Below are 24,133 nucleotides of genomic sequence, written 5' to 3'. Positions count from 1 at the left end.
TTTCATATGATGAATTTTCAAATCATTAAAAATCAAATAGTTGCTCGCTTAGTTAAGCGTATTTAGAACGCCGCCTCCAAAACGAATACGGGTTTTCCCCAATCCGGAGGCCTGCTGTCGGGTAAAATGCTGCTGCATTGCACAACCCGCAGTACGGTCACACATTGAGGAACCCACGATGAACACGCATATCCACGGCCCCGCCGATGTCGTCGGCACCGCCGGTGCTGCGCCGGTTCTCGTCAGGGAACTGGCTTCCAAAGACCGTGAGCAGATGCTCACCCACTTTCTCTCGCTCGACGAGGACGATCGCCTGCTGCGCTTCGGCCAGGTGGTGCCCGACCACGTGATCGAGAACTATGTCCGCACGCTCGATTTCGGCCGCGACACGGTGTTCGGCGTGTTCGATCACGCGCTCGAGCTGATCGGCGTCGGCCACCTGGCCTACCTGCCCGCCGAAGGCGACAAGCGCACCGCCGAATTCGGCGTGTCGGTGCTCGAAAGCGCGCGCGGCTGCGGCGTCGGCTCGAAGCTGTTCGAGCGCGCGGCGATCCGCAGCCGCAACACGCACGTGACGATGCTGTACATGCACTGCCTGTCGCGCAACGCGACGATGATGCACATCGCGAAGAAGTCCGGGATGCGGATCGAGTACGCGTACGGCGAAGCCGATGCGTACCTGTCGCTGCCGCCCGCCGACCACTCGACGATCATCGCCGAGATGCTGCAGGAGCAGGCCGCGGTGTTCGACTACGCGCTCAAGCGCCAGGCGCATCGCACGTCGAAGTTCATCGAATCGCTGATGCCCGCCGCGCTGACGGCCTGACATCGGCCGACCGGGCCCGCCGACGCGGCGCGCCCGGTCGCGCTTCCCAACGTCCGATCGCGCCCCCCTACCGAATCGACCGGATCGGCAGCGCCGTCGTCTCCTTGAAGCACTCGAGCGAAAAGCTCGTCTTCACGTCGATCACCGACGGATGGTGCAGCAGTTGCTCCTGCACGAAGCGGGAGAAGTGCGCCATGTCCTCGACCTGCACCCGCAGCAGGTAATCCATGTCCCCCGTCATCGCATGGCAGGCGACCACCTCCGGCCAGGTCTGCACCGCCGCGCGGAACAGCTCCGCATGCGTCGCGCCGGCGCGTGCCGGCGTCTCGTCCGCGCGGACCGGCGCGAGCCCGCCCCGCTTCTCGAGCCGCACGCTGACGTACGCGAGCAGGTCGAGCCCGAGCTTCTGCGGATCGAGCAGCGCAACGTAGCCGGTGATCACGCCGATCTCCTCGAGCCGCCGGATCCGCCGCAGGCACGGGCTCGGCGACAGGTTCACGCGCTCGGCGATCTCCTGGTTCGACAGGCGGCCGTTCTCCTGAAGAATCGCGAGAATCCGCCGATCGATGGCATCCAATTCCACTTGCGCCATCTTCTGCCTCCCAAGCATCAATTCAAGACTGGAAATTGCGCCATCGTAGTCAGCCACGCTCAAGTTCGCAAGTTTCCGCCTCCCTTCGCCCGCTACACTCTGTCGCACGCACTGATTCATCGCGCGCATCGCGGCGCGCATCAATCCCGGCCGGCGATCCGGGCGGGCGCGCAAGCGCTTGCCGCGGTCGACCGCCGGGCATGGAACCGGAGACAACCATGCAGATCCCCACCTGGGACAACCCCGTCGGCACCGACGGCTTCGAATTCATCGAGTACACCGCGCCGGACCCGAAGGCGCTCGGCCAGCTGTTCGAGCGGATGGGCTTCACCGCGATCGCGCGCCACCGCCACAAGGACGTGACGGTGTACCGCCAGGGCGACATCAACTTCATCATCAACGCGGAGCCGGATTCGTTCGCGCAGCGCTTCGCGCGCCTGCACGGCCCGTCGATCTGCGCGATCGCGTTCCGCGTGCAGGACGCCGCGAAGGCCTACCGGCACGCGCTCGAACTCGGCGCATGGGGCTTCGACAACAAGACCGGCCCGATGGAGCTGAACATCCCGGCGATCAAGGGCATCGGTGATTCGCTGATCTACTTCGTCGACCGCTGGCGCGGCAAGAACGGCGCGCAGCCGGGCGCGATCGGCGACATCAGCATCTATGACGTCGACTTCGAGCCGATTCCCGGCGCGAACCCGAACCCGGTCGGCCACGGCCTCACCTACATCGACCACCTGACGCACAACGTGCACCGCGGCCGCATGCAGGAATGGGCGGAGTTCTACGAGCGCCTGTTCAACTTCCGCGAAGTGCGCTACTTCGACATCGAAGGCAAGGTGACCGGCGTGAAGTCGAAGGCGATGACGTCGCCGTGCGGCAAGATCCGCATCCCGATCAACGAGGAAGGCTCGGAAACGGCCGGCCAGATCCAGGAATACCTCGACGCGTATCACGGCGAAGGCATCCAGCACATCGCGCTCGGCGCGTCGGACATCTATCGCGCGGTCGACGGCCTACGCGCCAAGGAAGTGAAGCTGCTCGACACGATCGACACGTACTACGAACTCGTCGACCGCCGCGTGCCGAACCACGGCGAGCCGCTGGACGAACTGAAGAAGCGCAAGATCCTGATCGACGGCGCGCGCGACGACCTGCTGCTGCAGATCTTCACCGAGAACCAGATCGGGCCGATCTTCTTCGAGATCATCCAGCGCAAGGGCAACCAGGGCTTCGGTGAAGGCAACTTCAAGGCGCTGTTCGAATCGATCGAGCTCGACCAGATCCGCCGCGGCGTCGTGCAGGACAAGGCCTGACGTGCAAGGCGCGGCACGCCCGGCGGCAGCGGGCGTGCGACGGCGCAAATAGAAAGGGCGGGAATCCCGGGATTCCCGCCCTTTTTTCATCGTCGCGGCCGGCGCGGCCGCCCGACCGGATCAACGCGCATTCTCTCCCTGCGCGATCTGGCGCACGCCCGACGGCTGCACCTCGGCGTGCTGCGCGGGCGCGATCTGGCGCATCTGCGCGCCCGCTGCCGCCAGTGCGCTCGCGCCTTGCGCGCGCACCGGGCCGGTCATCGCGAAAAACGCGGCGGACACGATCAGGAAACTCTGGATATGACGTGTGTTCATTGGTACCTCCTGTTGAACTGCCGGCGCCTCCCCGCTTTCGTCACAACCATGGACGCCGGCGGGCACCTCCGACAGGCCGCCCAGATTAACGGCAATTGTCCGACGATGTGAGCGGCCTTACATGCTCTTACATGCCGTAACGCGTCAATCCTGCTTGCAGGCGGGCCGGCGCGGCACGGGCCGCCCCGGCAAGGGCCGCCCCGGCAATTTCGACGACGAACGGCGGGTTTTTCCCAGTGCTACCATCGCTTAAAACCGGCCAATATCCCGGCCACTGCCGACGCGTCCACAAGACGCCGACGCAATCGAAGTTTTGGCGATCCCAGACTGGTTGGAGGAGACTCATCAATGAATGCCCCGCTAGACGCAGGCCAACGCGCGTCCCTAGAAGCCGCGCTGAAGTCCGTCACGCTTGACGACAAATACACCCTCGAACGCGGCCGCGCGTACATGAGCGGCATCCAGGCGCTGGTGCGCCTGCCGATGCTCCAGCAGGAACGCGACCGCGCCGCCGGCCTCAACACCGCCGGCTTCATCTCCGGTTATCGCGGCTCCCCGCTCGGCGGCCTCGACCAATCGCTGTGGAAGGCCAAGAAGCACCTGTCTTCCCACCAGATCGTTTTCCAGCCCGGTCTCAACGAAGATCTCGCCGCCACCGCCGTGTGGGGCTCGCAGCAGGTGAACCTGTACCCCGGCGCGAAGCACGACGGCGTGTTCGGCATGTGGTACGGCAAGGGCCCGGGCGTCGACCGCACCGGTGACGTGTTCAAGCACGCGAACTCGGCCGGCTCGTCGCAGCACGGCGGCGTGCTCGTCCTCGCCGGCGACGACCACGCGGCGAAATCGTCGACGCTCGCGCACCAGTCCGAACACATCTTCAAGGCCTGCGGCCTGCCGGTGCTGTTCCCGTCGAACGTGCAGGAATACCTGGACTTCGGCCTGCACGGCTGGGCGATGAGCCGCTATTCGGGCCTGTGGGTCGCGCTCAAGTGCGTGACCGACGTCGTCGAATCGTCGGCATCGGTCGACATCGACCCGCATCGCACCGAGATCGTGCTGCCGTCCGACTTCATCATGCCGGACGGCGGCCTGAACATCCGCTGGCCCGACCCGCCGCTCGTGCAGGAAGCGCGCCTGCTCGACTACAAGTGGTACGCGGCGCTCGCCTACGTGCGCGCCAACAAGCTCGACCGCATAGAGATCGACTCGCCGCACGCGCGCTTCGGCATCATGACGGGCGGCAAGGCGTACCTCGACGTGCGCCAGGCGCTGACCGACCTCGGCCTCGACGACGAAACCTGCGCGCGCATCGGCATCCGCCTGTACAAGGTCGGCTGCGTGTGGCCGCTCGAAGCGCAGGGCGCGCAGGCGTTCGCGCGCGGCCTCGACGAGATCCTCGTCGTCGAGGAAAAGCGCCAGATCCTCGAATACGCGATCAAGGAAGAGCTGTACAACTGGCCGGACGCGCAGCGCCCGCGCGTGTTCGGCAAGTTCGACGAGAAGGACGGCGCCGGCGGCGAATGGTCGGTGCCGATGGGCAACTGGCTGCTGCCCGCGCACTACGAGCTGTCGCCCGCGATCATCGCGAAAGCGATCGCGACGCGCCTCGAGAAGTTCGAGCTGCCGTCCGACGTGCGCGCGCGCATCGCCGCGCGGCTCGCGGTGATTCACGCGAAGGAAACCGCGCTCGCGAAGCCGCACGTGACGACCGAGCGCAAGCCGTGGTTCTGCTCGGGCTGCCCGCACAACACGTCGACCAACGTGCCGGACGGTTCGCGCGCGATCGCGGGGATCGGCTGCCACTACATGACCGTGTGGATGGACCGCAACACGAGTACCTTCAGCCAGATGGGCGGAGAAGGCGTGCCGTGGATCGGCCAGGCGCCGTTCACGAACGAAAAGCACGTGTTCGCGAACCTCGGCGACGGCACCTACTTCCACTCGGGCCTGCTCGCGGTGCGCGCGGCGATCTCGTCGAAGGCGAACATCACGTACAAGATCCTGTACAACGACGCAGTCGCGATGACGGGCGGTCAGCCGGTCGACGGGGTGCTGACGGTGCCGCAGATCACGCACCAGCTCGCGTCGGAAGGCGCGAAGAAGATCGTGATCGTCACCGACGAGCCGGAAAAGTACGAAGGCAAGACCGCGCTGCTCGCGCCGGGCGTGACGATCCATCACCGCGACCAGCTCGACGGCGTGCAGCGCGAGCTGCGCGAGATCGAAGGCACGACGATCCTGATCTACGACCAGACCTGCGCGACCGAGAAGCGCCGCCGCCGCAAGCGCGGCGCGTTCCCGGACCCGGCGAAGCGCGTCGTGATCAACGACGCGGTGTGCGAAGGCTGCGGCGACTGCTCGGTGAAATCGAACTGCCTGTCGGTCGAGCCGCTGGAAACCGAATTCGGCACGAAGCGCCAGATCAACCAGTCCACCTGCAACAAGGACTTCTCGTGCGTGAACGGCTTCTGCCCGAGCTTCGTCACGGTCGAGGGCGGCCAGCTGAAAAAGCCGAAGGCCGTGTCGGTCGACGGCAGCGCGCTGCCGCCGATTCCCGAACCGGAACTGCCGGCGATCGACCGTGCATACGGCGTGCTCGTCACCGGCGTCGGCGGCACGGGCGTCGTCACGATCGGCGCGCTGCTCGGGATGGCCGCGCACCTGGAGAACAAGGGCGTGACCGTGCTCGACGTCACCGGCCTCGCGCAGAAAGGCGGCGCGGTGATGAGCCACGTGCAGATCTCGCACGCGCCGACCGACATCCACGCGACCCGGATCGCGATGGGCGAGGCCGACCTCGTGATCGGCTGCGACGCGCTCGTCACGGCCGGCGATGAATGCACGTCGCGGATGCGGCACGACGCGACGCGCGTCGTCGTCAACAGCGCGCAGACGCCGACCGCCGACTTCATCAAGAACCCGAACTGGGCGTTCCCGGGCGTGTCGGCCGAGCAGGACATCCGCGCGGCCGCGGGCGACGCGGTCGATCTCGTCGACGCGAACCGCTTCGCGGTCGCGCTGCTCGGCGACGCGATCTACACGAACCCGTTCGTGCTCGGCTACGCGTGGCAGAAGGGCTGGCTGCCGCTCACGCTCGCGTCGCTCGAGCGCGCGATCGAGCTGAACGCCGTGCAGGTCGACAAGAACCGCGCGGCGTTCGACTGGGGCCGCCGCGCCGCACACGACCTCGCGAGCGTGCAGCAGGCCGCGACCGGCGGCGCGCGCGCCGCGCAAGCCGGTGCGACGGTGATCGCGCTGCACACGAAGAAGTCGGTGGACGCGCTGATCGCGAAGCGGGTCGAGTTCCTCACCGCGTACCAGAACGCGGCCTACGGGGCGCGCTACGCGGCGTTCGTCGACCATGTGCGCGCCGCCGAGCGCGCGCTGGCCGACGGCGACACGCAGGAGCCGCTGACCGAGGCGGTCGCGCGCAACCTGTTCAAGCTGATGGCGTACAAGGACGAATACGAGGTCGCGCGGCTGCAGTCCGATCCGGCGTTCCTCGCGCGCCTGTCCGCGCAGTTCGAAGGCGACTGGAAGCTGAAATTCCACCTCGCGCCGCCGCTGTTCGCGAAGAAGGATGCGCATGGCCATCTGGTGAAGAAGTCGTACGGCCCGTGGATGATGCCGGCGTTCCGGATGCTCGCGAAGCTGAAGGTCCTGCGCGGCACCGGTCTCGATCCGTTCGGCCGCACCGAGGAGCGCCGCACCGAGCGTGCACTGATCGGCGAGTACGAAGCGCTGATCGGTGAAGTCGTCGGCAAGCTGACGGCCGCGAACCGCCCGCTCGCGCTCGAGCTGGCCGCGCTGCCGGACGGCATCCGCGGCTACGGCCACGTGAAGGAGAACAACCTGCGCGCGGTTCGCACGAAGTGGAACACGTTGCTCGCGCAGTGGCGCTCGCCGACGGGCGGCCAGAGCCGGCAGCAGGTCGCCTGACCGGGTGCGCGGCCGGCGTTCGCGGCGCGGACGCCGGCCGCCTGTTGTCGCTCACCATGAAAAAACGCCACGGAACCCGGGTTCCGTGGCGTTTTCTTTTGCGCCGCGCGCAAGGCGCGGCGCGACCGCAGGCGCGAACTTACTTCGTGTTCACGTTCGCCGCGGCGACTGCCGTCATGTTGATGATCCGGCGCACGGTCGCGGCCGGCGTCAGGATGTGGACCGGCTTCGCAGCGCCGAGCAGCAGCGGGCCGACCGTCACGCCTTCGCCGCCGACCATCTTCAGCAGGTTGTACGCGATGTTCGCCGCTTCCACGTTCGGCATGATCAGCAGGTTCGCTTCGCCGGACAGCGTCGTGCCCGGGAACGCGGCCTTGCGGACCACTTCGGACAGCGCCGCGTCGCCGTGCATTTCACCGTCGACTTCCAGCTGCGGCGCGCGCTCGACGATCAGCTTGCGGGCCTCGGCCATCCGGCGCGACGACGCCGACGGCGCGCTGCCGAAGTTCGAGTTCGACAGCAGCGCGGCCTTCGGCGTGATGCCGAAGCGCTCGATCTCGGCCGCGGCCTGGATCGTCATGTCGGCGAGCTGTTCGGCGCTCGGCACCTCGTTCACGTACGTATCGCACAGGAACAGGTTGCGGCCCGGCAGCATCAGCAGGTTCATCGCCGCGAAGTGCTCGGCGCCCTTCGCGCGGCCCAGCACCTGCTCGATGAACTTCAGGTGGCTGTGGTACGTGTCGATCATCCCGCAGATCATGCCGTCCGCATCGCCCAGGTGGACGAGCATCGCGCCGATCAGCGTGTTGAACTTGCGCATCGCCGCCTTCGCGACTTCCGGCGTCACGCCGTCGCGCGCGCCGATCTCGTGGTACGCCTGCCAGTACTGGTGATAGCGGGTGTCGTCTTCCGGATTGACGATCTCGAAATCGACGCCGGCCTTCAGCTTCGAGCCGATCTTCTGCAAGCGCATCTCGACCACCGACGGACGGCCGACGATGATCGGCTTCGCGATCTTCTCCTGCAGCACGAACTGCGCAGCGCGCAGCACGCGCTCGTCCTCACCCTCGGCGAACACGATGCGGGCCGCGGCCTTCTTCGCGGTCGCGAACACCGGGCGCATCACCATGCCGGTGCGGTAGACGGTCGCGCCGAGCTGCTCGCGGTACGCGTCCATGTCCTGGATCGGACGGGTCGCGACGCCCGAATCCATCGCGGCCTGCGCGACGGCCGGCGCGATCTTGATGATCAGGCGCGGGTCGAACGGCTTCGGAATCAGGTAATCCGGGCCGAATTCGAGCGAATGGCCTTCATACGCCTTCGCGACTTCCTCGCTCTGGTCGGTTTCCTCGGCCAGCTCGGCGATCGCGCGCACGCAGGCGAGCTTCATCTCTTCCGTGATCGTCGTCGCGCCGACGTCGAGCGCGCCGCGGAAGATGAACGGGAAGCACAGCACGTTGTTGACCTGGTTCGGGTAGTCCGAACGGCCGGTCGCGACGATCGCGTCGGGGCGCACGGCCTTCGCGTCTTCCGGGCGGATTTCCGGCTCCGGGTTCGCGAGCGCGAGGATCAGCGGACGGTCGCCCATCGTCTTGACCATGTCCTGCTTCAGCACGCCGGCGCTCGAGCAGCCGAGGAACACATCCGCGCCGACGATCGCGTCGCCGAGCGTGCGCGCATCGGTGGCCGCGGCGTAGCGCTGCTTCGACGGATCGAGGTTGCCGCGACCTTCGTAGATCACGCCCTTCGAGTCCGCGACGAGCACGTTCGCCTTGTTCAGGCCGAGCTTCACCAGCAGGTCCAGGCACGCGATCGCCGCCGCGCCCGCGCCCGAGCAGACCAGCTTCACTTCGTCCAGCTTCTTGCCGACCACTTTCAGGCCGTTCAGGATCGCGGCCGACGCGATGATCGCCGTGCCGTGCTGGTCGTCGTGGAAGACCGGGATCTTCATCCGCTCGCGCAGCTTCTGCTCGATGTAGAAGCACTCCGGCGCCTTGATGTCCTCGAGGTTGATGCCGCCGAGCGTCGGCTCGAGCATCGCGATCGCGTCGACGAGCTTGTCGGGGTCGGTCTCCGCCAGCTCGATGTCGAACACGTCGATGCCCGCGAATTTCTTGAACAGGCAGCCCTTGCCTTCCATCACCGGCTTCGCGGCGAGCGGGCCGATGTTGCCGAGGCCGAGCACGGCCGTGCCGTTGGTCACGACGCCGACGAGGTTGCCGCGCGACGTGTATTTCTGCGCGTCGAGCGGATCGGCCTCGATCGCCTCGCACGCGGCCGCGACGCCCGGCGAATACGCGAGCGACAGGTCGAGCTGGTTCGACAGCGGCTTGGTCGGGGTGACCGAAATCTTGCCGGGTTTCGGGTTCAGGTGATAGGCGAGAGCGGCCTGCTTCAGTTGTTCGTCCATGATTGACCTGCGAGAGACATGCGAAAGGAAAATGCGAGTGCTCAGTACGCAGCACCTTGAGCCGCGGACGCGTGGATCGAGGGGGTATTCGACTGCGACGGCCGTTGCGCACCGGATCGGCGCGCGATCGAACCTCGGCGGGTGGCAAGAGGAAAGTACAAAGTACCGAGCGATTATTCTAGGGGGGCTTAGTGTACACCCCATGCATGACGTGCGTTGCTGCGACGCCGCATCGCGGGCCTCGCAGCGGCCCGCCGATCAAGCCCCGCTTATTCCGGACTGTTCCGTACACGGCGGCAAGCGCGCGCAAAGTCCATCGAAATCAGCCCGAATCGGGTAAAATAGCCGGCTACGCGCGCAGCGATACGATCGGCTCCCCGGTCGCGCCCCGGCCCTCGCGGGCGGGCTCCCCTTGCTGCGCCACCGGGCACGCGCCCGCTCCTCGCTCACCATCCAAGGAATGCCCATGACAGGCTTCGATCGTCAGACGATCTCCGACACGACCGCCAAAATCCTGCTCGAAGTGCAGGCGGTGCACTTCAACGCCGAAAAGCCGTTCATCTTCACGTCCGGCTGGGCCAGCCCCGTCTACATCGACTGCCGCAAGCTGATCTCGTATCCGCGCGTGCGCCGCGGCCTGATGGAAATGGCGGAAGCGACGATCCTGCGCGACGTCGGCTTCGAGCAGATCGACGCGGTGGCGGGCGGCGAAACCGCCGGCATCCCGTTCGCGGCCTGGCTCGCCGACCGGATGATGGTGCCTATGCAGTACGTGCGCAAGAAGCCGAAGGGCTTCGGCCGCAACGCGCAGATCGAAGGCCACCTGGAAGAAGGCTCGCGCGTGCTGCTCGTCGAGGACCTGACGACCGACAGCCGCAGCAAGATCAACTTCATCAACGCGCTGCGCACGGCAGGCGCGACGGTGAACCACTGCTTCGTGCTGTTCCACTACAACATCTTCAAGGAAAGCGTGTCGGTCCTGAAGGACATCGACGTCGACCTGCACGCGCTCGCGACCTGGTGGGACGTGCTGCGCGTCGCGAAGGCGTCGGGCTACTTCGAGACGAAGACGCTCGACGAAGTCGAGAAATTCCTGCACGCGCCGGCCGAGTGGTCGGCCGCGCACGGCGGCGCGACGGGCGCCCAGGAGTGATGCCGCGCCGGCGGGCACGCCGGCGCCATCGCGGCACAAGCCGCTCGCCTCACGGCGGGCGGCTTTTTTTTCGCGCCGCGCCGCCGGGCGCGGCGGGGTCGGGTGCCCGCGACACTCATCCGTCACGGCAAGCGTCGCTCATCGAACCCTAATGCTAGACTTGCTCCATCACCGTAATCACCTTCGCGACAACAAACGATGCCGGGCTCATCCGCCCGGCCCACGTGACGGGAGAAGCGCCATATGCGTGTGGGTCGCCAGATCGCTCCGCCTGCGTCATCGAACCGCCCGTCCCCGCTCGCCCTCGCTTTCCTTTGCGCCGCCGGCTTCGCGTATCTGCCGTCGCACGCGGAACCCGCGTTCACCGTGTCGAGCGACGACCTGTCGCCGGGCGGCCGCGTCGGCGCCGCGCAGGTGTTCGACCGCGGCGACTGCAAGGGCGCGAACCGCTCGCCGCAACTGTCGTGGCGCAACCCGCCGCCCGGCACGCGCGGCTATGCGATCACGATGTTCGACCCGGACGCGCCCGGCCACGGCTGGTGGCACTGGGCCGTCGCGAGCCTGCCGCTCACCGTCACGAGCCTGCCCGCCGATGCCAGCGCGTCGGGCCTCCTGCGGCGCGTCGGCGCGAGCGAGGCGCGCAACGATTTCGGCATCGACGGCTATGGCGGCCCATGCCCGCCGCCCGGCAAGCCGCATCGCTACGTGATCACCATCCACGCGCTGAAGAGCACCGACCTGCGCATCGGCCAGGGCCGCCCCGCGCCGATGTTCGAGCACGAGATCGGCACGCAGACGATCGGCACCGCGACGCTCGTCGTGCATTACGGACAGTAAGCCGGCGGCTGCACGCGGCCGATTGCCGACGCCCACGAAATTCCGTCCTGCGCCATTGCAGTTTTTTGCGTCATTTCTCGTTGCTAGACTCGTCGTGACCGATCGCGCGGCGCAGGGCCGCGCGTCGGCGCCCCCTTCGTCCTCATCCGGAGAACGCCTCATGTCGAACATCGTCATCGTCTATCACAGCGGCTACGGCCATACGAAGAAACTGGCCGAAGCCGTCCACGCCGGCGCGCAGGACACCGGCGCGCAGGTGCGCGTCATCGCGGTCGGCGACCTCGACGACGCAGGCTGGGCCGCGCTCGACGCGACCGACGCGATCGTGTTCGGCGCGCCGACCTACATGGGCGGCCCGTCGGCGCAGTTCAAGACGTTCGCCGACGCGACGTCGAAAGCGTGGTTCACGCAGAAATGGAAGGACAAGATCGCCGCGGGCTTCACGAACTCCGCGACGATGAACGGCGACAAGTTCTCGACGATTCAATATTTCGTCACGCTGGCGATGCAGCATGGGATGGTGTGGGTCGGCACCGGCCTGATGCCGGCCAACTCGAAGGCGGCCACGCGCAACGACATCAACTTCGTCGGCGGCTTCACGGGCCTGCTCGCGCAATCGCCGTCGGACGCGTCGCCCGACGAGGCGCCGCTGCCGGGCGACCTCGAGACCGCGAAGGCGTTCGGCCGGCGCGTCGCCGAGGCGACGGCCCGCTGGCTCGCGGGCGGCCGCTGAAGCGGCCCGCCCCGATAAAGGGACACAAGACGGCCCGCACGGCCGTCTTTTTTTCGGCCCGTGCGGTGCAGGCCCGCCGCATGAGGTCTTAAAATGGCGGTTTTCCGGCGTGCAAGCGCCGCGGCCCCGTTTCAGTGAGAGCGAAATGAGCACCAAAGTTTTTGTCGACGGCCAGGAAGGCACGACCGGCCTCAAGATCTTCGAATACCTGTCCGCCCGCAGCGACATCGAGATCCTGCGCATCGACGAAGCGAAGCGCAAGGACGTCGACGAACGCCGCCGCCTGATCAATGCGTCGAACGTCACGTTCCTGTGCCTGCCGGACGTCGCGTCGCGCGAATCGGCGTTGCTCGTCGAGAACCCGGACACGACGCTGATCGACGCGAGCACCGCGTTCCGCACGAGCCCGGACTGGGCCTACGGCCTGCCCGAGCTGACCCGCGCGCAGCGCGAGAAGATTCGCACGTCGAAGCGCATCGCGGTGCCGGGCTGCCACGCATCGGCGTTCGTGCTCGCGATGCGTCCGCTCGTCGACGCCGGCGTCGTCGCGCCGACGTTCGCCGCGCACAGCTACTCGATCACCGGCTACAGCGGCGGCGGCAAGTCGATGATCGCCGACTACGAGAACCCCGCGTCGGCCGCGAAGCTCGCGAGCCCGCGCCCGTACGCACTCGGCCTCACGCACAAGCATCTGCCGGAAATGGCCGCGCACACGGGCCTCGCGTCCGCGCCGATCTTCACGCCGATCGTCGGCCCGTTCCTCAAGGGCCTCGCGGTGACGACCTACTTCACGCCCGGCCAGCTCGCGAAGCGCGCGACGCCGCAGGACGTGCAGCGCATCTTCGCGGAGTACTACGCGGATGAAGCGTTCGTGCGCGTCGCGCCGTTCAACGCCGACGACAACCTCGACGCCGGCTTCTTCGATGTGCAGGCGAACAACGACACGAACCGCGTCGACCTGTTCGTGTTCGGCAACGAAGAGCGCTTCGTCACCGTCGCGCGCCTCGACAATCTCGGCAAGGGCGCGTCGGGCGCCGCGATCCAGTGCATGAACCTGAGCATCGGTGCGGCGGAAGACACGGGCCTCAAGCGCTGAGTCATCCTCGCATGCGATGCAAAGCCGGCCGCTGGCCGGCTTTTTATTTATCCTTAATTGGCAATAAGTGATAATTCGCGCAGGGATTTACAATAATTTACAAGCTTTCAATTGCGCGATATCCGCTCGATTAATTCCCCCTCTCCTTTATCCAGTCAATCCCGAATAGGGATAAACCGGATACCCCCGCTTTAAACGCTGCCGTAATGGCCAAAAGGCCACGTGGAATTTCCCTGCGTGCGGCATCACACCGGCTTCGGCGTACATCTTCAGCACACCTTGCGTTTTAATTCTTACTGAATACCCGTTCCCGAAGGCATTCGCCGCGCACCCGTCGTTTCAATCGGCTTTTTTAGACGGGTTCATCAATTGACAGCAAAAATACGTGCAGCGACATTAACTCGCACAATTAAACGATTGGAGACAGCGGCATGTCGCACACCTTGTCCAAGGGGGTGGCAACGGCCTTTGCCATTGCCCCTTTGCTCGTCGCATGTGGCGGAGGAGATTCCGGCGGTTCGCCCGCCCCGATCGAAGCCCCCCAATGTTCCGGATCGAGCTGCGGCACGCAGGGGCCGCCGGCATCGCAACCCGTCAACGGCTCGCTGTGCCCGGCCGATGCCGACATCGTGAAGAGCACGTATCTCGGCGGCGCGGGCAGCGGCGAGATCGTCAGCGTCAACATCGACGCGGTCGCGATGACCTACACGCTCAAGTGGCTCGAATCGCCGATTCCGCTGACGACCGGCACGGTCACGCCGACGCGGGTCGGCACGACGATCACCGGCCGCGTCATGCACCCGCCGGCCGGCACGCTGCCGACCGCCGAGCAGACGCGCTGCGCGTTCATCTTCACGCCCGGCGCGGGCACGGCCGGCAACGGCTCGGCGTATTCGACGGCGGCCGACTTCAACCCGGCGAACCCGCCGATGCTGCTGGTCGGCATGGGCGTGGCCGGCGGCGGCATTCCGGGCGCGACGATCCAGTACGACGGCCTGACGATCAGCGTCGCCGGCGTGCCGGTCTATCAGAACGTCGGCAAGGTGCCGAACCGCCACTTCGACTTCTATCCGTTCCTCGGCTTCGCGAGCACGACGACGGACCTCACGAAGCTGCCGGGCACCTACAACGCGCTGATCTACCACCTCGTGCCGTCCGGCAACTACGCGACGAAAGGCACGAACTCGAGCGAGACGTTCGATGCGAACGGTGCGTGCACGTCGACCGGCGCGTCGGGCTGCGAGACAACCGGCGATCCGTGGAAGACGAGCGCGAACGGCGGCTATTTCGACAGCACGAAGGCGCCGCAGATCCTGCCGCAGACGCAGTTGCCGATCATCGGCGCGACCGGCAAGTCGGCGACCGCGCACATGGTGATCGGCCAGCTCAACGGCGCGACGGTGCCGGTGGTCGTGCGCACGGGCAGCGTGTACCTCGGCACGGACGCGGCGCTGCACGCGGATGCGAAGGTCGACGACGAATCGGGCATCGCGGTGCTCGGCAACGCGACGGCGCTCACGTCGGGCGGCATCGACGGCGGCTACGCGGGCGCGGACTCGAACTTCAAGTACACGGCCGCGCTGATCCGCGGCGGGAACGCCACGTTCGTGAACCCGACGACGCAGGCCGCGGAAGACGGCTTCACGCTGGACTACGGCCAGGCGACGCCGGGCCTGCTGAACCTGCAGACGATCCCGCCGGCCAATTCGGGCTACGCGGCAAGTTCCGGACTCCTGATCGCGACGGGCGGGCTGTACGCGGCGCTCGTGCAGGGCAAGACGAACGGCGGGATCAAGCAGACGTCGGCCAACGCAGACACGCCGTCGGCGCCGTACTTCGGCGTCGGCGCGCAGATCAGCAAGTAACGGCGGAACAACGGCGGCAACGCACAAGAGGCGCCCGGCACGGCGCCGGCAGGACGACGCACAAACAGGAAGCGGCCGACAGGGAGCCGGCCGCCACACAAGACAAATTCTGGAGGAGCAACATGAAGCGGAACCTCATTCTGGCTGCGACCGTGGCCGCCCCCTTTCTTTCGGCATGCGGCGGCAGCGGCGGCGACAATCCGCCGCCGCTCGTCGAAGACCGTCTCTGCCCCGCCACGCTCGACTACGGCACCGTCTACACCGGCGGCGCGGGCAGCGGCGAGCTCGTCAAGCTGCAGCTCGACACGACCAAGATGACCTGGCAGGTCACCTACGTCGAATCGCCGGTTCCGCGCACCACCGGCACCGTCACGCCGACGCGCGCCGGCACCGTCGACAGCGGCACGCTTACGCAGGAAACGCTGTTGCCGACCAACAAGCTGAACCAGTGCGCGTTCCGCCTGAACGGCGCGAGCCTCGACCCGTCGCGCCCGGCGCGCATCTTCGTCGGCTTCGGCGTCGCGGGCGGCACGATCCCCGGCAAGGAGATCCAGTTCGGCGGCGTGCTCGGCCAGGCCGCGGTGCCCGACACGAAGTTCCCGTACTACCCGTTCATCGGTTTCTCCGCGATCGAGACCAACCTCGCGAACGTCGCCGGCACGTACAGCCACGTCGGCTTCGGCGAAGTGCCGTCGCAGCAGTTCGCGCCGGTGTCGATCGACGCGAAGGTGACGATCAACGCCGACGGCACGTGGATCAAGTGCGACTCGACCGGCCAGTTCGCCGGCACGTGCCGCCAGCCGGGCACGAACCTCGCGCCGTCGGCGGACGGCAGCGGCGCGTTCCAGACCAACAGCTACCAGAGCCAGATCAAGCCGACGCTGTCGACGCTGCCGCAGGGCAAGGGCTTCATGATCGTCGGCAAGCTGCGCAACCAGCTCGTGCCGATCCTCGTGCGCACCGGCGTCGCGAACCCGAACGTGCAGCCCGACAGCAATGGCGTGCCGGGCCTCACCGCCGACGACGAATCGAGCATCTCGATCCTCGCGCCGCAGACGGCGATCGCGGTCGGCTCGCAGAACGGCGAATACATCGGCGTCGACAGCGCGTTCAACTATCGCACCACCGCGCTGATCAACAACCAGGCGACGCTGCTCGATCCGTTCCAGCCGTCGCAGGCGTCGCTCGCGACCCCGCTCGACCTCGACTACACGCAGAAGGTGCCGGGCACCGTCACGACGATCCACTCGGGCTCGGGCAGCACGTCGCCGACCGGCAAGTTCATCTTCACGGGCGGCGTGTTCGGCTTCCTCGACAACGCGAGTTCGACGCCGTATTTCACGATCGGCGCGTTCGTCCAGTAAGCGGGCACGGGAGCCGTCATGAAGAACAAGATCCTCCTGTGCGCGGCGGCCGGCGTCGCCGCGCTGGCGCCGCCCGCGGCGCACGCGCAAAGCGCCGGCAGCAACGTCGTCACGCTCGGCTGGTTCCACGTGATGCCGCAGCAGAGCAGCACGCCGATGACGACCAACGTCGCGCCGACGCCGATCAACACGCCGCTGCGCCTGCCGCCGTCGTTCACGTCGCCGGGCACCGGGCTGCGCACGAGCGGCGCGGACACCGTCGGCCTCACGGTCAGCCACTTCCTCACCGACCACATCGCGGTCACGTCGGTAGCCGGCGTGCCGCCGGTGTTCAAGGTGTCGGCCCAGGGCACGATCAAGCCGCCGGGCCCGGCCGGCGCGCTCGGCACGCAAAACATCGGGCTCGGGTCGGTCAACCCGATCGTGAAGAGCGTGCGGCAGTGGAGCCCGGCGGTGATCCTGCAGTACTACTTCGCGCAGGCGAACGCGAAGTTCCGGCCGTTCCTCGGCCTCGGCGTGTCGTACAACTGGTTCAGCGACCTGCAGCTCAACCCGAACTTCGTCAAGCAGACGCAGGACAACCTCGGCGCGATCCTCGCGGCGGGCGCGGGCAAGCCGGGCAAGACATCGGTGGAGGCGAAGGCGTCGTCGTCGTGGCAGCCGGTGTTCAACGCGGGCCTGCAGTACAACATCACCGAGCATTTCGGGCTGGTCGCGTCGGTCACCTACATCCCGCTGAAGACGACGTCGACGGTGACGATCAAGGCGGCCGACGGCACGACGCTCGCCGAGTCGAAATCGGACCTGAAGGCCGATCCGATCATCAGCTACGTCGGGATGTCGTACAAATTCTGAGACTGATCGGAAAGATACGGACGAAAAAAAGCCCGCCTAAGAGGCGGGCTGAATCCATATCAGAGGAGACATGGAGGAGACAGGTGTAACTATAGCGAATCAGTTTCCGCAACGCAACATTTCCGTTGAGAAAATCAGGATTTTCCCTCGAATGCGGGCTCTAACCGGCCACCTCTTCTGACCCCATCAGCTTTTCCTGCGCCAGCACCTCGGCCAGCGCATCCCGCAGCAGCGTGACCGGCCGCTGCAGGCGGCCCGGCAGCGCGCCGTGCACGAGCCAGATGTTGATCCGCGTTTCCAGCCCGGACGTGCTGACCACCCGCAGTGCATCGCGATGCGTGCTGCGTGCGAGCGCCGCCGGCGACGCGATGCCGATCCCCGCGCCGCGCGCGACCAGCGACAGCTGCAGATCCGACCCGAATGCCTCGACCGCGACGTTGAACGGCAGCCCCGCCGCGCCGAACGCGCGGCTCAGCGCCGAGCGCATCCCGCAGCCGTCCTGGCTCAGCACCCACGGACAATGCGACAGCGCATCGAGCGTCAGCGGCCCGTCGGGCAGCGGGTAGTCGCGCGCCGCGACCAGCACGGCCGGTTGCGTGCCGAGCAGCGTCTTCGTCAGCGCGTCCGGCAACACCGCGCTCACCGGCACCATCACCGCCGCCGCGTCGAGCGCGCCCCGTTCAACAGCCTGCACGAGCGCCGGCGACCAGCCCGCGGTGACGCGCAGCGTCAGGTGCAGGAACGCGTCGCGCAACCGGTCGACCGGCCGCTCGAGCGCCAGCTCCGACAGGAACGGCGGCACGCCGATGCGCAGCTCGCCGGACGGTTCGCTGTCCGGCGCGCCGACCGCCATCAGTTCGTCCACCGCGCCCAGCACGTTGCGCGCGAGCGTGTAGACCTCACGCCCGGCGGCAGTCGGCTTCAGCGGCTTGCTCTGCCGTTCGAGCAGCGGCACGCCGAGCAGGGTTTCGAGGTTCTGCACGCGCCGCGTGAGACCCGGCTGCGTCAGATGGAGCTTCGCGGCGGCGGCCACCATCGAGCCGCTGTCGACCACCGCGACGAATGCCTGCAGATCGCGCGTATTCAAAACAAACTCGCATAATCATGTTAGACATATTTCAATTGTCGCATAACCGTCGGCCACCTACGATGGGGACTTTCCACTCCTCGACAGCCTCACGATGACTCGCCCTGCCGACTTCTGCCCTGTTGCCGCGCCGCGCGCATCCGGCGGCGCAACGCCCGAATTGAGCGCGGGCATGACGCTGTTCTTCGCCGCGACGGTCGGCGTGATCGTCGTCGACCTGTTCGCCGCACAGCCGTTGACCGGCCCGATCAGCGCCGAGCTGCGCCTGCCGCCGCGCCTCGCCGGCCTCGTCGCGATGCTGCCGCAGCTCGGCTATGCGGCCGGACTCGTGCTGCTCGTGCCGCTCGTCGACCTGCTGGAAAATCGCCGGCTGATCGTGACGACGCTCGCCGCGTGCGCGGCGATGCTCGCGCTGCCCGCGCTCACACGCTCGAGCACGGTGTTCCTGCTCGCGACGCTCGCGGCCGGCGCCGCGTCGAGCGTGATCCAGATGCTGGTGCCGATGGCCGCGTCGATGGCGCCCGATGCGCAGCGCGGCCGCGCGGTCGGCAACGTGATGAGCGGGCTGATGCTCGGCATCCTGCTGTCGCGGCCGCTCGCGAGCCTGATCGCCGGATCGTTCGGCTGGCGCGCGTTCTACGGTGTCGCCGCGGCCGCCGACGCGGCCATCGCCGCCGTGCTCGCCTTCCGGCTGCCCGCGCGCCGGCCGCATGCGACGGCCGGCTACCGCGCGCTGCTCGCGTCGATGGGGCGCCTGCTCGCCGACGAGCCGGTGCTGCGCCGGCACGCGCTGTCCGCCGCGCTCGTGATGGCCGCGTTCAGCGCGTTCTGGACCGCGATCGGGCTGCGGCTCGCGCAGCCGCCGTTCGAATTCGGGCTGCACGGGATCGCGCTGTTCGCGTTCGCCGGCGCGAGCGGCGTGATCGCGACCCCATTCGCCGGCCGGGCCGGCGACCGCGGCCACGGCCCCGCCGCGCTGCGGCTCGCGCACGCCGCGATGCTGGCGGCGCTCGTCGCGATCGGTGTCGCGGGGGCGGGATGGTTCGGTTTCGACACGCACGCGCATCGCGGCGCGGCGCTCGTGCTGCTGGCGGCCGGCGCGGCGCTGCTCGACGCGGGCGTGGTCACCGACCAGACGCTCGGCCGGCGCGCGATCAATCTGCTGAATCCGGCCGCGCGCGGGCGTCTGAACGGGCTGTTCGTCGGATCGTTCTTCGTCGGCGGCGCGCTCGGTGCGGTGCTCGCGGGCAGCGCGTGGGCGTGGGCCGGCTGGCCCGCGGTGTGCGGCGTCGCGCTGGTGTTCACCGGCGCTGCCGGCGCGTTCGGGCTCGTGGCCGGGCGCCGCCCCGGCGCGGCGGCCGTGCCCGGCGCACGCCCCTGAAAGACGAACGCCCCGCCCTCGAACGAGGACGGGGCGTCGGGCCGGACTGACCGGAAACCGCCGGAATCAGTGCCGCACCAGCGCCATCATCGCGCCGAAGCCGACGAACAGGCCGCCCGTCATCCGGTTGAACGCCTTCGCGACGTTCTGGCTCTTCAGCGTCGCGCCGATGCGCGTGCCGAACGACGCATAGACGAGATACCAGCTCACCTCGATCACCGCGAATGTGACGACCAGCACGCCGAACTGCGGCAGCGTCGGCGCGGACGCGTTGATGAACTGCGGCAGCAGCGCGGCGGCGAAAAGGATCGCCTTCGGATTGCTGCCCGCGACCAGGAAGCCGTTGCGGAACAGCACCCAGCGCGACGCCGGCACGGCCTGGCGGGCCACCGGCTCGACGTCGGCGCCCGGCGTGTCGCCATCGACGCGCGCGCGCCACGCCTTCACGCCGAGGTAGATCAGGTACGCGGCGCCGGCGTAGCGCAGCGCGTTGAACATCGCCGGCCACGCCTCGAGGAACACGCCGAGCCCGGCCGCCGACACCGACAGCATCAGCACCAGCGCGCTCAGGCAGCCAGCCATCGTCGCCGACGAGCGCCGCAGGCCATGTCGCGCGCCGTGCGTCATCACGAGCAACATGTTCGGACCGGGAATCGCCGACACGACGAACACCGTCGCCACGAAAAGCCACCACGTATGCAAGCTCATTGCCGCCCCTGCGTGAAGGAAAACGAAGCGACGATTATGCCGCCTGCGGCACGGGTTTGTCCCGCGCCGCCCGCTTCAGCGGCCCGCGCGGCGCGACGCGACCTCGCCGAGCACCGCGAAGTCCAGCTCGCCGCCGCCGTGCGCGAGCGCATCGAGCAGGTTGTCGCGCACGAGGCTCGCAAGCGGCAGCGGCACCGACACCGCGTCGCCCGCCTCGAGCGCCAGCCGGACATCCTTCAGCCCGAGGCGCGCCTTGAAGCGCGCCGGCTCGTAGCGCCGCTCGGCGATCATCGCGCCGTAGCCTTCGTACACGGGCCCCGGGAACACGCTGTGGGTGATCACGTCGAGGAAATCGCGCATCGCGACGCCGTGCCCGGCGAGCAGCGCGGACGCCTCGCCGAGCGTCTCGATCGCCGACGCCAGCGTGAAATTCGCGGCGAGCTTCGCGACGTTCGCGTGCTGCGGCAGCGAGCCGAGCCGCCAGGTCTTCTGGCCGATCGCGTCGAACAGCGGCTGCATCCGGTCGATCGCTTCCGCCGGGCCGGCCGCCATGATCGTCAGGCGCGCCGCCGCCGCGACGTCCGGCCGCCCCATCACGGGCGCGGCGACGTAGTCGATGCCGCGCGACGCATGCGCGTGCGCGAGCGACTCGGCGAGCGCGACGGAAAGCGTCGCCATGTTGACGTGGATCAGGCCGCGCGGCGCCTGCGCGAGCAGCGCATCGTCGAAGATCCCGCGCGCGGCGGCATCGTCGGCGAGCATCGAGAACACGGCGTCGCCGCGGAACGCGTCGGCCGGCGTGTCGACCGCCTGCGCGCCGAGCGCGACGAGCGGCTCGGTCCGCTCGCGCGAACGGTTCCAGACCCGCACCTGGTGCCCCGCCTTCAGCAGGTTCGTCGCGATCGCCTGCCCCATTTCGCCCAGCCCGATAAATCCGAGATCCATCGCACGCTCCTTCGACAAAAGTGAAGCCGCGAGTTAAACACATTCGTGTGCAACCTGCAGGCAGCGCCGCCGCCCGCGCAATGCGATACTGCGCGCATGGCGACCGCGACCTTCCGTTTCCACGGCGAACTGAACGCGTTCCTTGCGCGAACGCTGCGCGACCGCGCGTTCGCCCGCGCGTGCGGCAGCGCGGCGAGCGTCAAGCACATGGTCGAGGCGCTCGGCGTGCCGCATACGGAAGTCGGGCGGCTGTGCGTGAACGGCTCACCTGTGCCGTTCGACCAGCGGCTCGCGGACGGCGACCGTGTCGACGTCTACCCGGAACGCGCGCCGCAACAGGCGGACGGCGCCCGCGTGCCGGCGCCGCCGGACTGGCGCTTCGTCGCCGACGCGCACCTCGGCGGCCTCGCGCAGCTGCTTCGCCTCGCCGGCTTCGATACCTGCTACGACAATCATTTCAGCGACGACGAGATCGCCGTGCTCGCCGCGCAGGACGGCCGTATCGTCCTCACCCGCGATCGCGAGCTGCTCAAGCGGCGCGCGGTCGCGCGCGGCTGCTACCTGCATGCGCTGCAGCCGGCCGCGCAACTGCGCGAGCTGTTCGCGCGGCTCGATCTGGCGCCGCACATGCGGCCGTTCCGCCTGTGCCTGCGCTGCAACGCGCCGCTGCATCCGCTGAGCGCCGAAGACGCGGCCCTGCGCGTGCCGGACGGCGTGCGGCAGCGCCACCGGCGCTTTGCCGCCTGCGACGTGTGCCAGCGCGTGTTCTGGGAGGGCTCGCACTGGCGGCGCATGCGCACGGTCGTCGACGCGATGCGCGCGGTCGCACCCGGAGCCTGAAAAGAACAATCCCCACGCAGCGCAGTCCGCTGCGTGGGGATCGCGTTGATCCTGTCATTCAACCCCGCATGCCGAAACAGGCGGGGGTTGAGACGTCCGGAGCCGGATGAACCGGCCCCGGGCAGGCCCATCAGTTTTGCGTGCCCTTATCGTTCGTACCGGCGGCGGATGCCGCCTCGGCCTTCGCCTTGCCCTTCGCCGAGCCGTGCTGCTTCAGCTGGTGCTTCGGCTTGGTGTGATCCTTCTTCATCGGCGCCGATGCGGCGGCCGGCGCTTCGGCAGCCGGCGCCGAAGCCTGTGCGAATGCCGAAACCGATGCGAGTGCGAATGCTGCGGTCATGATCGAAGCGAGCGTCTTCTTCATTGTTCTTCCTCTGTCAGGGAAAAAATCAAACGAACCGGTCTGGAAAGATGCGAGGCATCCGCATCGGAGCGCCAGCCGCGCCGGCCGTGCCGGCGCGACGAATGCTGACGCACTGGCTGCATAACGCGCCGCCGTCGCGGCGAGTTGACAGGCCGCTTGCAGCATCCGGGCTTTCCCTGACGCACCACGCCCGCCGCACAAGAAGCGCCCGTCGCCGCCCCCCGATACGACGCTATACTGGCTCGGCTTCCGTCCCTTCCCCCGAAACCGGCCCGCGACCGCCACGAGGCGCTCCAAATTGCCCGATCACAATCTGGACAGGTTGAAAATCGACCGGCCGCCGATCACCGCGGCTGCCCAGCAACGGCACCCCTGGCGCCGCTATGCGGCCATCGCGCTCGTCGTCGCAGCAGCCATCGGCGCGGGCTTCGCGCTGACCGGCCGGCAGACGGTCGAAACGACGACCGTGACCTCCGCCTATCCGTTCCAGAACGACACGCTGCTCAACGCGACCGGCTACGTCGTGCCGCAGCGCAAGGCCGCGGTCGCGTCGAAGGCCCAGGGCCGCGTCGAATGGCTCGGCGTGCTCGAAGGCACGCGCGTGAAGCAGGGCGAGGTGATCGCGCGCCTCGAGAGCCGCGACGTCGCGGCTGCGCTCGGGCAGGCGCTGGCGCAGGTCAAGGTCGCGCAAGCCAACCTGGCGCTGCAGCAGGCCGAACTGAAGGACGCCGAAATTGCGTTCCATCGCACCGAAATCCTCGCGCCGAAGGGCGCGGTGCCGGCGGCGCAGTACGACACCGATCTCGCGCGCGTCAACAAGGCGCGGGCGTCCGTCAACAGCAGCCAGGCCGCGATCGCGTCGGCCGAGGCCAATGCACAGGCCGCGCAGGTCGCGGTCGACCAGACCGCGATCCGCGCGCCGTTCGACGGCGTCGTGCTCGAAAAGCACGCGAACGTCGGCGACAACATCACGCCGTTCTCGTCCGCGTCGGACAGCAAGGGTGCGGTCGTGACGATCGCCGACATGGACACGCTCGAGGTCGAGGCGGACGTCGCGGAATCGAACATCGCGCGGATTCGCGTCGACCAGCCGTGCGAGATCCTGCTCGATGCGCTGCCGGACCAGCGCTTCGCCGGCCGAGTGTCGCGCATCGTGCCGACGGTGGACCGCTCGAAGGCGACCGTGCTGGTCAAGGTGCGCTTCGTCGACCGCGACGAGCGCGTGCTGCCGGACATGAGCGCGAAGATCGCGTTCCTGTCGAAGCCCGTGTCGGCGCAGGACAAGCAGCCCGTGACGGCGGTGCAGGCCGGCGCGGTCGTCGAGCGCGACGGCCGCAAGGTGGTATTCGTCGTGAAGGACGACGCCGTGCGCGAGACGGCCGTGACGCCCGGCGTGCGGATCGGCGAACTCGTCGCGATCCGCGGCGTGCGCCCGGGCGACACGCTCGTGCTGGCGCCGGGCGCGAAGCTCAAGGACGGCGCGAAGGTGACCGTCGCGAAGAAATAG

Annotated in this window: 20 protein-coding genes; 13 read left to right on the top strand and 7 right to left on the bottom strand. The window is 68.0% G+C overall.

Annotated elements, in window-relative coordinates:
• Positions 1–178 precede the first annotated feature (178 nt).
• A complete protein-coding gene (locus B7P44_RS01430) occupies positions 179–826 on the top strand; it encodes a GNAT family N-acetyltransferase (protein ID WP_084899869.1) in 648 nt (215 codons plus the stop codon).
• A 67-nt stretch (positions 827–893) separates the two neighbouring features.
• Here B7P44_RS01430 and B7P44_RS01425 read toward each other — a convergent pair whose 3' ends face one another.
• Positions 894–1,418, bottom strand: coding sequence for an Lrp/AsnC family transcriptional regulator (locus B7P44_RS01425; RefSeq protein WP_060234787.1), 525 nt, complete (start codon positions 1,416–1,418; stop codon positions 894–896).
• 218 nt (positions 1,419–1,636) lie between these two features.
• Here B7P44_RS01425 and hppD point away from each other — a divergent pair, with 218 nt between their 5' ends.
• Positions 1,637–2,734, top strand: coding sequence for a 4-hydroxyphenylpyruvate dioxygenase (hppD, locus tag B7P44_RS01420; RefSeq protein WP_084899867.1), 1,098 nt, complete (start codon positions 1,637–1,639; stop codon positions 2,732–2,734).
• Positions 2,735–2,854: 120 nt separating this feature from the next.
• Here hppD and B7P44_RS01415 read toward each other — a convergent pair whose 3' ends face one another.
• Positions 2,855–3,049, bottom strand: a complete 195-nt coding sequence (locus tag B7P44_RS01415) for a hypothetical protein (protein WP_084899865.1) — start codon at positions 3,047–3,049, stop codon at positions 2,855–2,857.
• 348 nt (positions 3,050–3,397) lie between these two features.
• Here B7P44_RS01415 and B7P44_RS01410 point away from each other — a divergent pair, with 348 nt between their 5' ends.
• On the top strand, positions 3,398–6,988 hold the full coding sequence (locus tag B7P44_RS01410) for an indolepyruvate ferredoxin oxidoreductase family protein (RefSeq protein WP_084899861.1): 3,591 nt from the start codon (positions 3,398–3,400) through the stop codon (positions 6,986–6,988).
• Between the two features lie 139 nt (positions 6,989–7,127).
• Here the strand turns inward: B7P44_RS01410 and B7P44_RS01405 are convergent, their stop codons facing one another.
• Positions 7,128–9,398, bottom strand: a complete 2,271-nt coding sequence (locus B7P44_RS01405; protein WP_084899857.1) for an NADP-dependent malic enzyme — start codon at positions 9,396–9,398, stop codon at positions 7,128–7,130.
• 466 nt (positions 9,399–9,864) lie between these two features.
• Between B7P44_RS01405 and B7P44_RS01400 the strand changes: the two genes are divergently transcribed.
• From B7P44_RS01400 to B7P44_RS01370, 7 genes are all read left to right on the top strand, one after another.
• Positions 9,865–10,551 carry an orotate phosphoribosyltransferase gene (locus B7P44_RS01400; RefSeq protein ID WP_084899855.1) on the top strand — a complete coding sequence of 229 codons (687 nt, stop codon included), beginning with the start codon at positions 9,865–9,867 and terminating at the stop codon, positions 10,549–10,551.
• Positions 10,552–10,794: 243 nt separating this feature from the next.
• Positions 10,795–11,388 carry a YbhB/YbcL family Raf kinase inhibitor-like protein gene (locus B7P44_RS01395; RefSeq protein WP_084899852.1) on the top strand — a complete coding sequence of 198 codons (594 nt, stop codon included), beginning with the start codon at positions 10,795–10,797 and terminating at the stop codon, positions 11,386–11,388.
• 160 nt (positions 11,389–11,548) lie between these two features.
• Entirely contained in the window at positions 11,549–12,121 is a 573-nt protein-coding gene (locus B7P44_RS01390; protein WP_084899849.1) for a flavodoxin family protein, read from the top strand.
• A gap of 145 nt (positions 12,122–12,266) precedes the next feature.
• Positions 12,267–13,217 (top strand): N-acetyl-gamma-glutamyl-phosphate reductase, encoded by a 951-nt coding sequence (argC, locus tag B7P44_RS01385; RefSeq protein WP_084899847.1) that lies wholly within the window; start codon positions 12,267–12,269, stop codon positions 13,215–13,217.
• A 431-nt stretch (positions 13,218–13,648) separates the two neighbouring features.
• Entirely contained in the window at positions 13,649–15,082 is a 1,434-nt protein-coding gene (locus B7P44_RS01380; RefSeq protein WP_084899844.1) for a DUF2957 domain-containing protein, read from the top strand.
• 122 nt (positions 15,083–15,204) lie between these two features.
• Positions 15,205–16,446: a DUF2957 domain-containing protein gene (locus B7P44_RS01375; protein WP_084899842.1), complete on the top strand. Its 1,242-nt coding sequence runs from the start codon at positions 15,205–15,207 to the stop codon at positions 16,444–16,446.
• An 18-nt stretch (positions 16,447–16,464) separates the two neighbouring features.
• On the top strand, positions 16,465–17,301 hold the full coding sequence (locus B7P44_RS01370) for an OmpW/AlkL family protein (protein ID WP_084899839.1): 837 nt from the start codon (positions 16,465–16,467) through the stop codon (positions 17,299–17,301).
• 160 nt (positions 17,302–17,461) lie between these two features.
• On the opposite strand, the gene B7P44_RS01365 is transcribed toward B7P44_RS01370, so the two are convergent.
• Positions 17,462–18,388 (bottom strand): LysR family transcriptional regulator, encoded by a 927-nt coding sequence (locus B7P44_RS01365; protein ID WP_084899836.1) that lies wholly within the window; start codon positions 18,386–18,388, stop codon positions 17,462–17,464.
• Between the two features lie 94 nt (positions 18,389–18,482).
• On the opposite strand from B7P44_RS01365, the gene B7P44_RS01360 reads away from it, so the two are divergent.
• Complete coding sequence (locus B7P44_RS01360) at positions 18,483–19,769, top strand: MFS transporter (protein WP_084899834.1); 1,287 nt, start codon at positions 18,483–18,485, stop codon at positions 19,767–19,769.
• A gap of 66 nt (positions 19,770–19,835) precedes the next feature.
• Here the strand turns inward: B7P44_RS01360 and B7P44_RS01355 are convergent, their stop codons facing one another.
• On the bottom strand, positions 19,836–20,477 hold the full coding sequence (locus tag B7P44_RS01355) for a LysE family translocator (protein ID WP_084899831.1): 642 nt from the start codon (positions 20,475–20,477) through the stop codon (positions 19,836–19,838).
• A gap of 75 nt (positions 20,478–20,552) precedes the next feature.
• Positions 20,553–21,422 (bottom strand): NAD(P)-dependent oxidoreductase, encoded by an 870-nt coding sequence (locus B7P44_RS01350; RefSeq protein WP_084899826.1) that lies wholly within the window; start codon positions 21,420–21,422, stop codon positions 20,553–20,555.
• A 96-nt stretch (positions 21,423–21,518) separates the two neighbouring features.
• Here B7P44_RS01350 and B7P44_RS01345 point away from each other — a divergent pair, with 96 nt between their 5' ends.
• The gene (locus B7P44_RS01345; protein ID WP_084906334.1) at positions 21,519–22,262 is read left to right on the top strand and encodes a Mut7-C RNAse domain-containing protein; all 744 of its coding nucleotides are present in this window, start codon (positions 21,519–21,521) and stop codon (positions 22,260–22,262) included.
• Between the two features lie 130 nt (positions 22,263–22,392).
• Here B7P44_RS01345 and B7P44_RS37800 read toward each other — a convergent pair whose 3' ends face one another.
• Entirely contained in the window at positions 22,393–22,626 is a 234-nt protein-coding gene (locus B7P44_RS37800; protein WP_084899823.1) for a hypothetical protein, read from the bottom strand.
• 298 nt (positions 22,627–22,924) lie between these two features.
• On the opposite strand from B7P44_RS37800, the gene B7P44_RS01335 reads away from it, so the two are divergent.
• On the top strand, positions 22,925–24,133 hold the full coding sequence (locus B7P44_RS01335) for an efflux RND transporter periplasmic adaptor subunit (protein WP_084899819.1): 1,209 nt from the start codon (positions 22,925–22,927) through the stop codon (positions 24,131–24,133).

Source organism: Burkholderia ubonensis subsp. mesacidophila (assembly GCF_002097715.1).
Classification (GTDB): domain Bacteria; phylum Pseudomonadota; class Gammaproteobacteria; order Burkholderiales; family Burkholderiaceae; genus Burkholderia; species Burkholderia mesacidophila.
The sequence above is the reverse complement of the archived record's forward strand: the minus strand, read 5'-3'. Positions and strand labels throughout refer to the sequence as shown.

What these genes read in the sequence shown, in the direction of transcription:
- B7P44_RS01400 (WP_084899855.1), top strand. Translation starts at nt 9,865, where the DNA reads ATGACAGGCTTCGATCGTCAGACGATCTCCGACACGACCGCCAAAATC.
- B7P44_RS37800 (WP_084899823.1), bottom strand. Translation starts at nt 22,626, where the DNA reads ATGAAGAAGACGCTCGCTTCGATCATGACCGCAGCATTCGCACTCGCA.
- B7P44_RS01380 (WP_084899844.1), top strand. Translation starts at nt 13,649, where the DNA reads ATGTCGCACACCTTGTCCAAGGGGGTGGCAACGGCCTTTGCCATTGCC.
- B7P44_RS01410 (WP_084899861.1), top strand. Translation starts at nt 3,398, where the DNA reads ATGAATGCCCCGCTAGACGCAGGCCAACGCGCGTCCCTAGAAGCCGCG.
- B7P44_RS01355 (WP_084899831.1), bottom strand. Translation starts at nt 20,477, where the DNA reads ATGAGCTTGCATACGTGGTGGCTTTTCGTGGCGACGGTGTTCGTCGTG.
- B7P44_RS01390 (WP_084899849.1), top strand. Translation starts at nt 11,549, where the DNA reads ATGTCGAACATCGTCATCGTCTATCACAGCGGCTACGGCCATACGAAG.
- B7P44_RS01345 (WP_084906334.1), top strand. Translation starts at nt 21,519, where the DNA reads ATGGCGACCGCGACCTTCCGTTTCCACGGCGAACTGAACGCGTTCCTT.
- B7P44_RS01350 (WP_084899826.1), bottom strand. Translation starts at nt 21,422, where the DNA reads ATGGATCTCGGATTTATCGGGCTGGGCGAAATGGGGCAGGCGATCGCG.
- B7P44_RS01405 (WP_084899857.1), bottom strand. Translation starts at nt 9,398, where the DNA reads ATGGACGAACAACTGAAGCAGGCCGCTCTCGCCTATCACCTGAACCCG.
- B7P44_RS01360 (WP_084899834.1), top strand. Translation starts at nt 18,483, where the DNA reads ATGACTCGCCCTGCCGACTTCTGCCCTGTTGCCGCGCCGCGCGCATCC.
- hppD (WP_084899867.1), top strand. Translation starts at nt 1,637, where the DNA reads ATGCAGATCCCCACCTGGGACAACCCCGTCGGCACCGACGGCTTCGAA.
- B7P44_RS01375 (WP_084899842.1), top strand. Translation starts at nt 15,205, where the DNA reads ATGAAGCGGAACCTCATTCTGGCTGCGACCGTGGCCGCCCCCTTTCTT.
- B7P44_RS01415 (WP_084899865.1), bottom strand. Translation starts at nt 3,049, where the DNA reads ATGAACACACGTCATATCCAGAGTTTCCTGATCGTGTCCGCCGCGTTT.
- argC (WP_084899847.1), top strand. Translation starts at nt 12,267, where the DNA reads ATGAGCACCAAAGTTTTTGTCGACGGCCAGGAAGGCACGACCGGCCTC.
- B7P44_RS01370 (WP_084899839.1), top strand. Translation starts at nt 16,465, where the DNA reads ATGAAGAACAAGATCCTCCTGTGCGCGGCGGCCGGCGTCGCCGCGCTG.
- B7P44_RS01425 (WP_060234787.1), bottom strand. Translation starts at nt 1,418, where the DNA reads ATGGCGCAAGTGGAATTGGATGCCATCGATCGGCGGATTCTCGCGATT.
- B7P44_RS01395 (WP_084899852.1), top strand. Translation starts at nt 10,795, where the DNA reads ATGCGTGTGGGTCGCCAGATCGCTCCGCCTGCGTCATCGAACCGCCCG.
- B7P44_RS01430 (WP_084899869.1), top strand. Translation starts at nt 179, where the DNA reads ATGAACACGCATATCCACGGCCCCGCCGATGTCGTCGGCACCGCCGGT.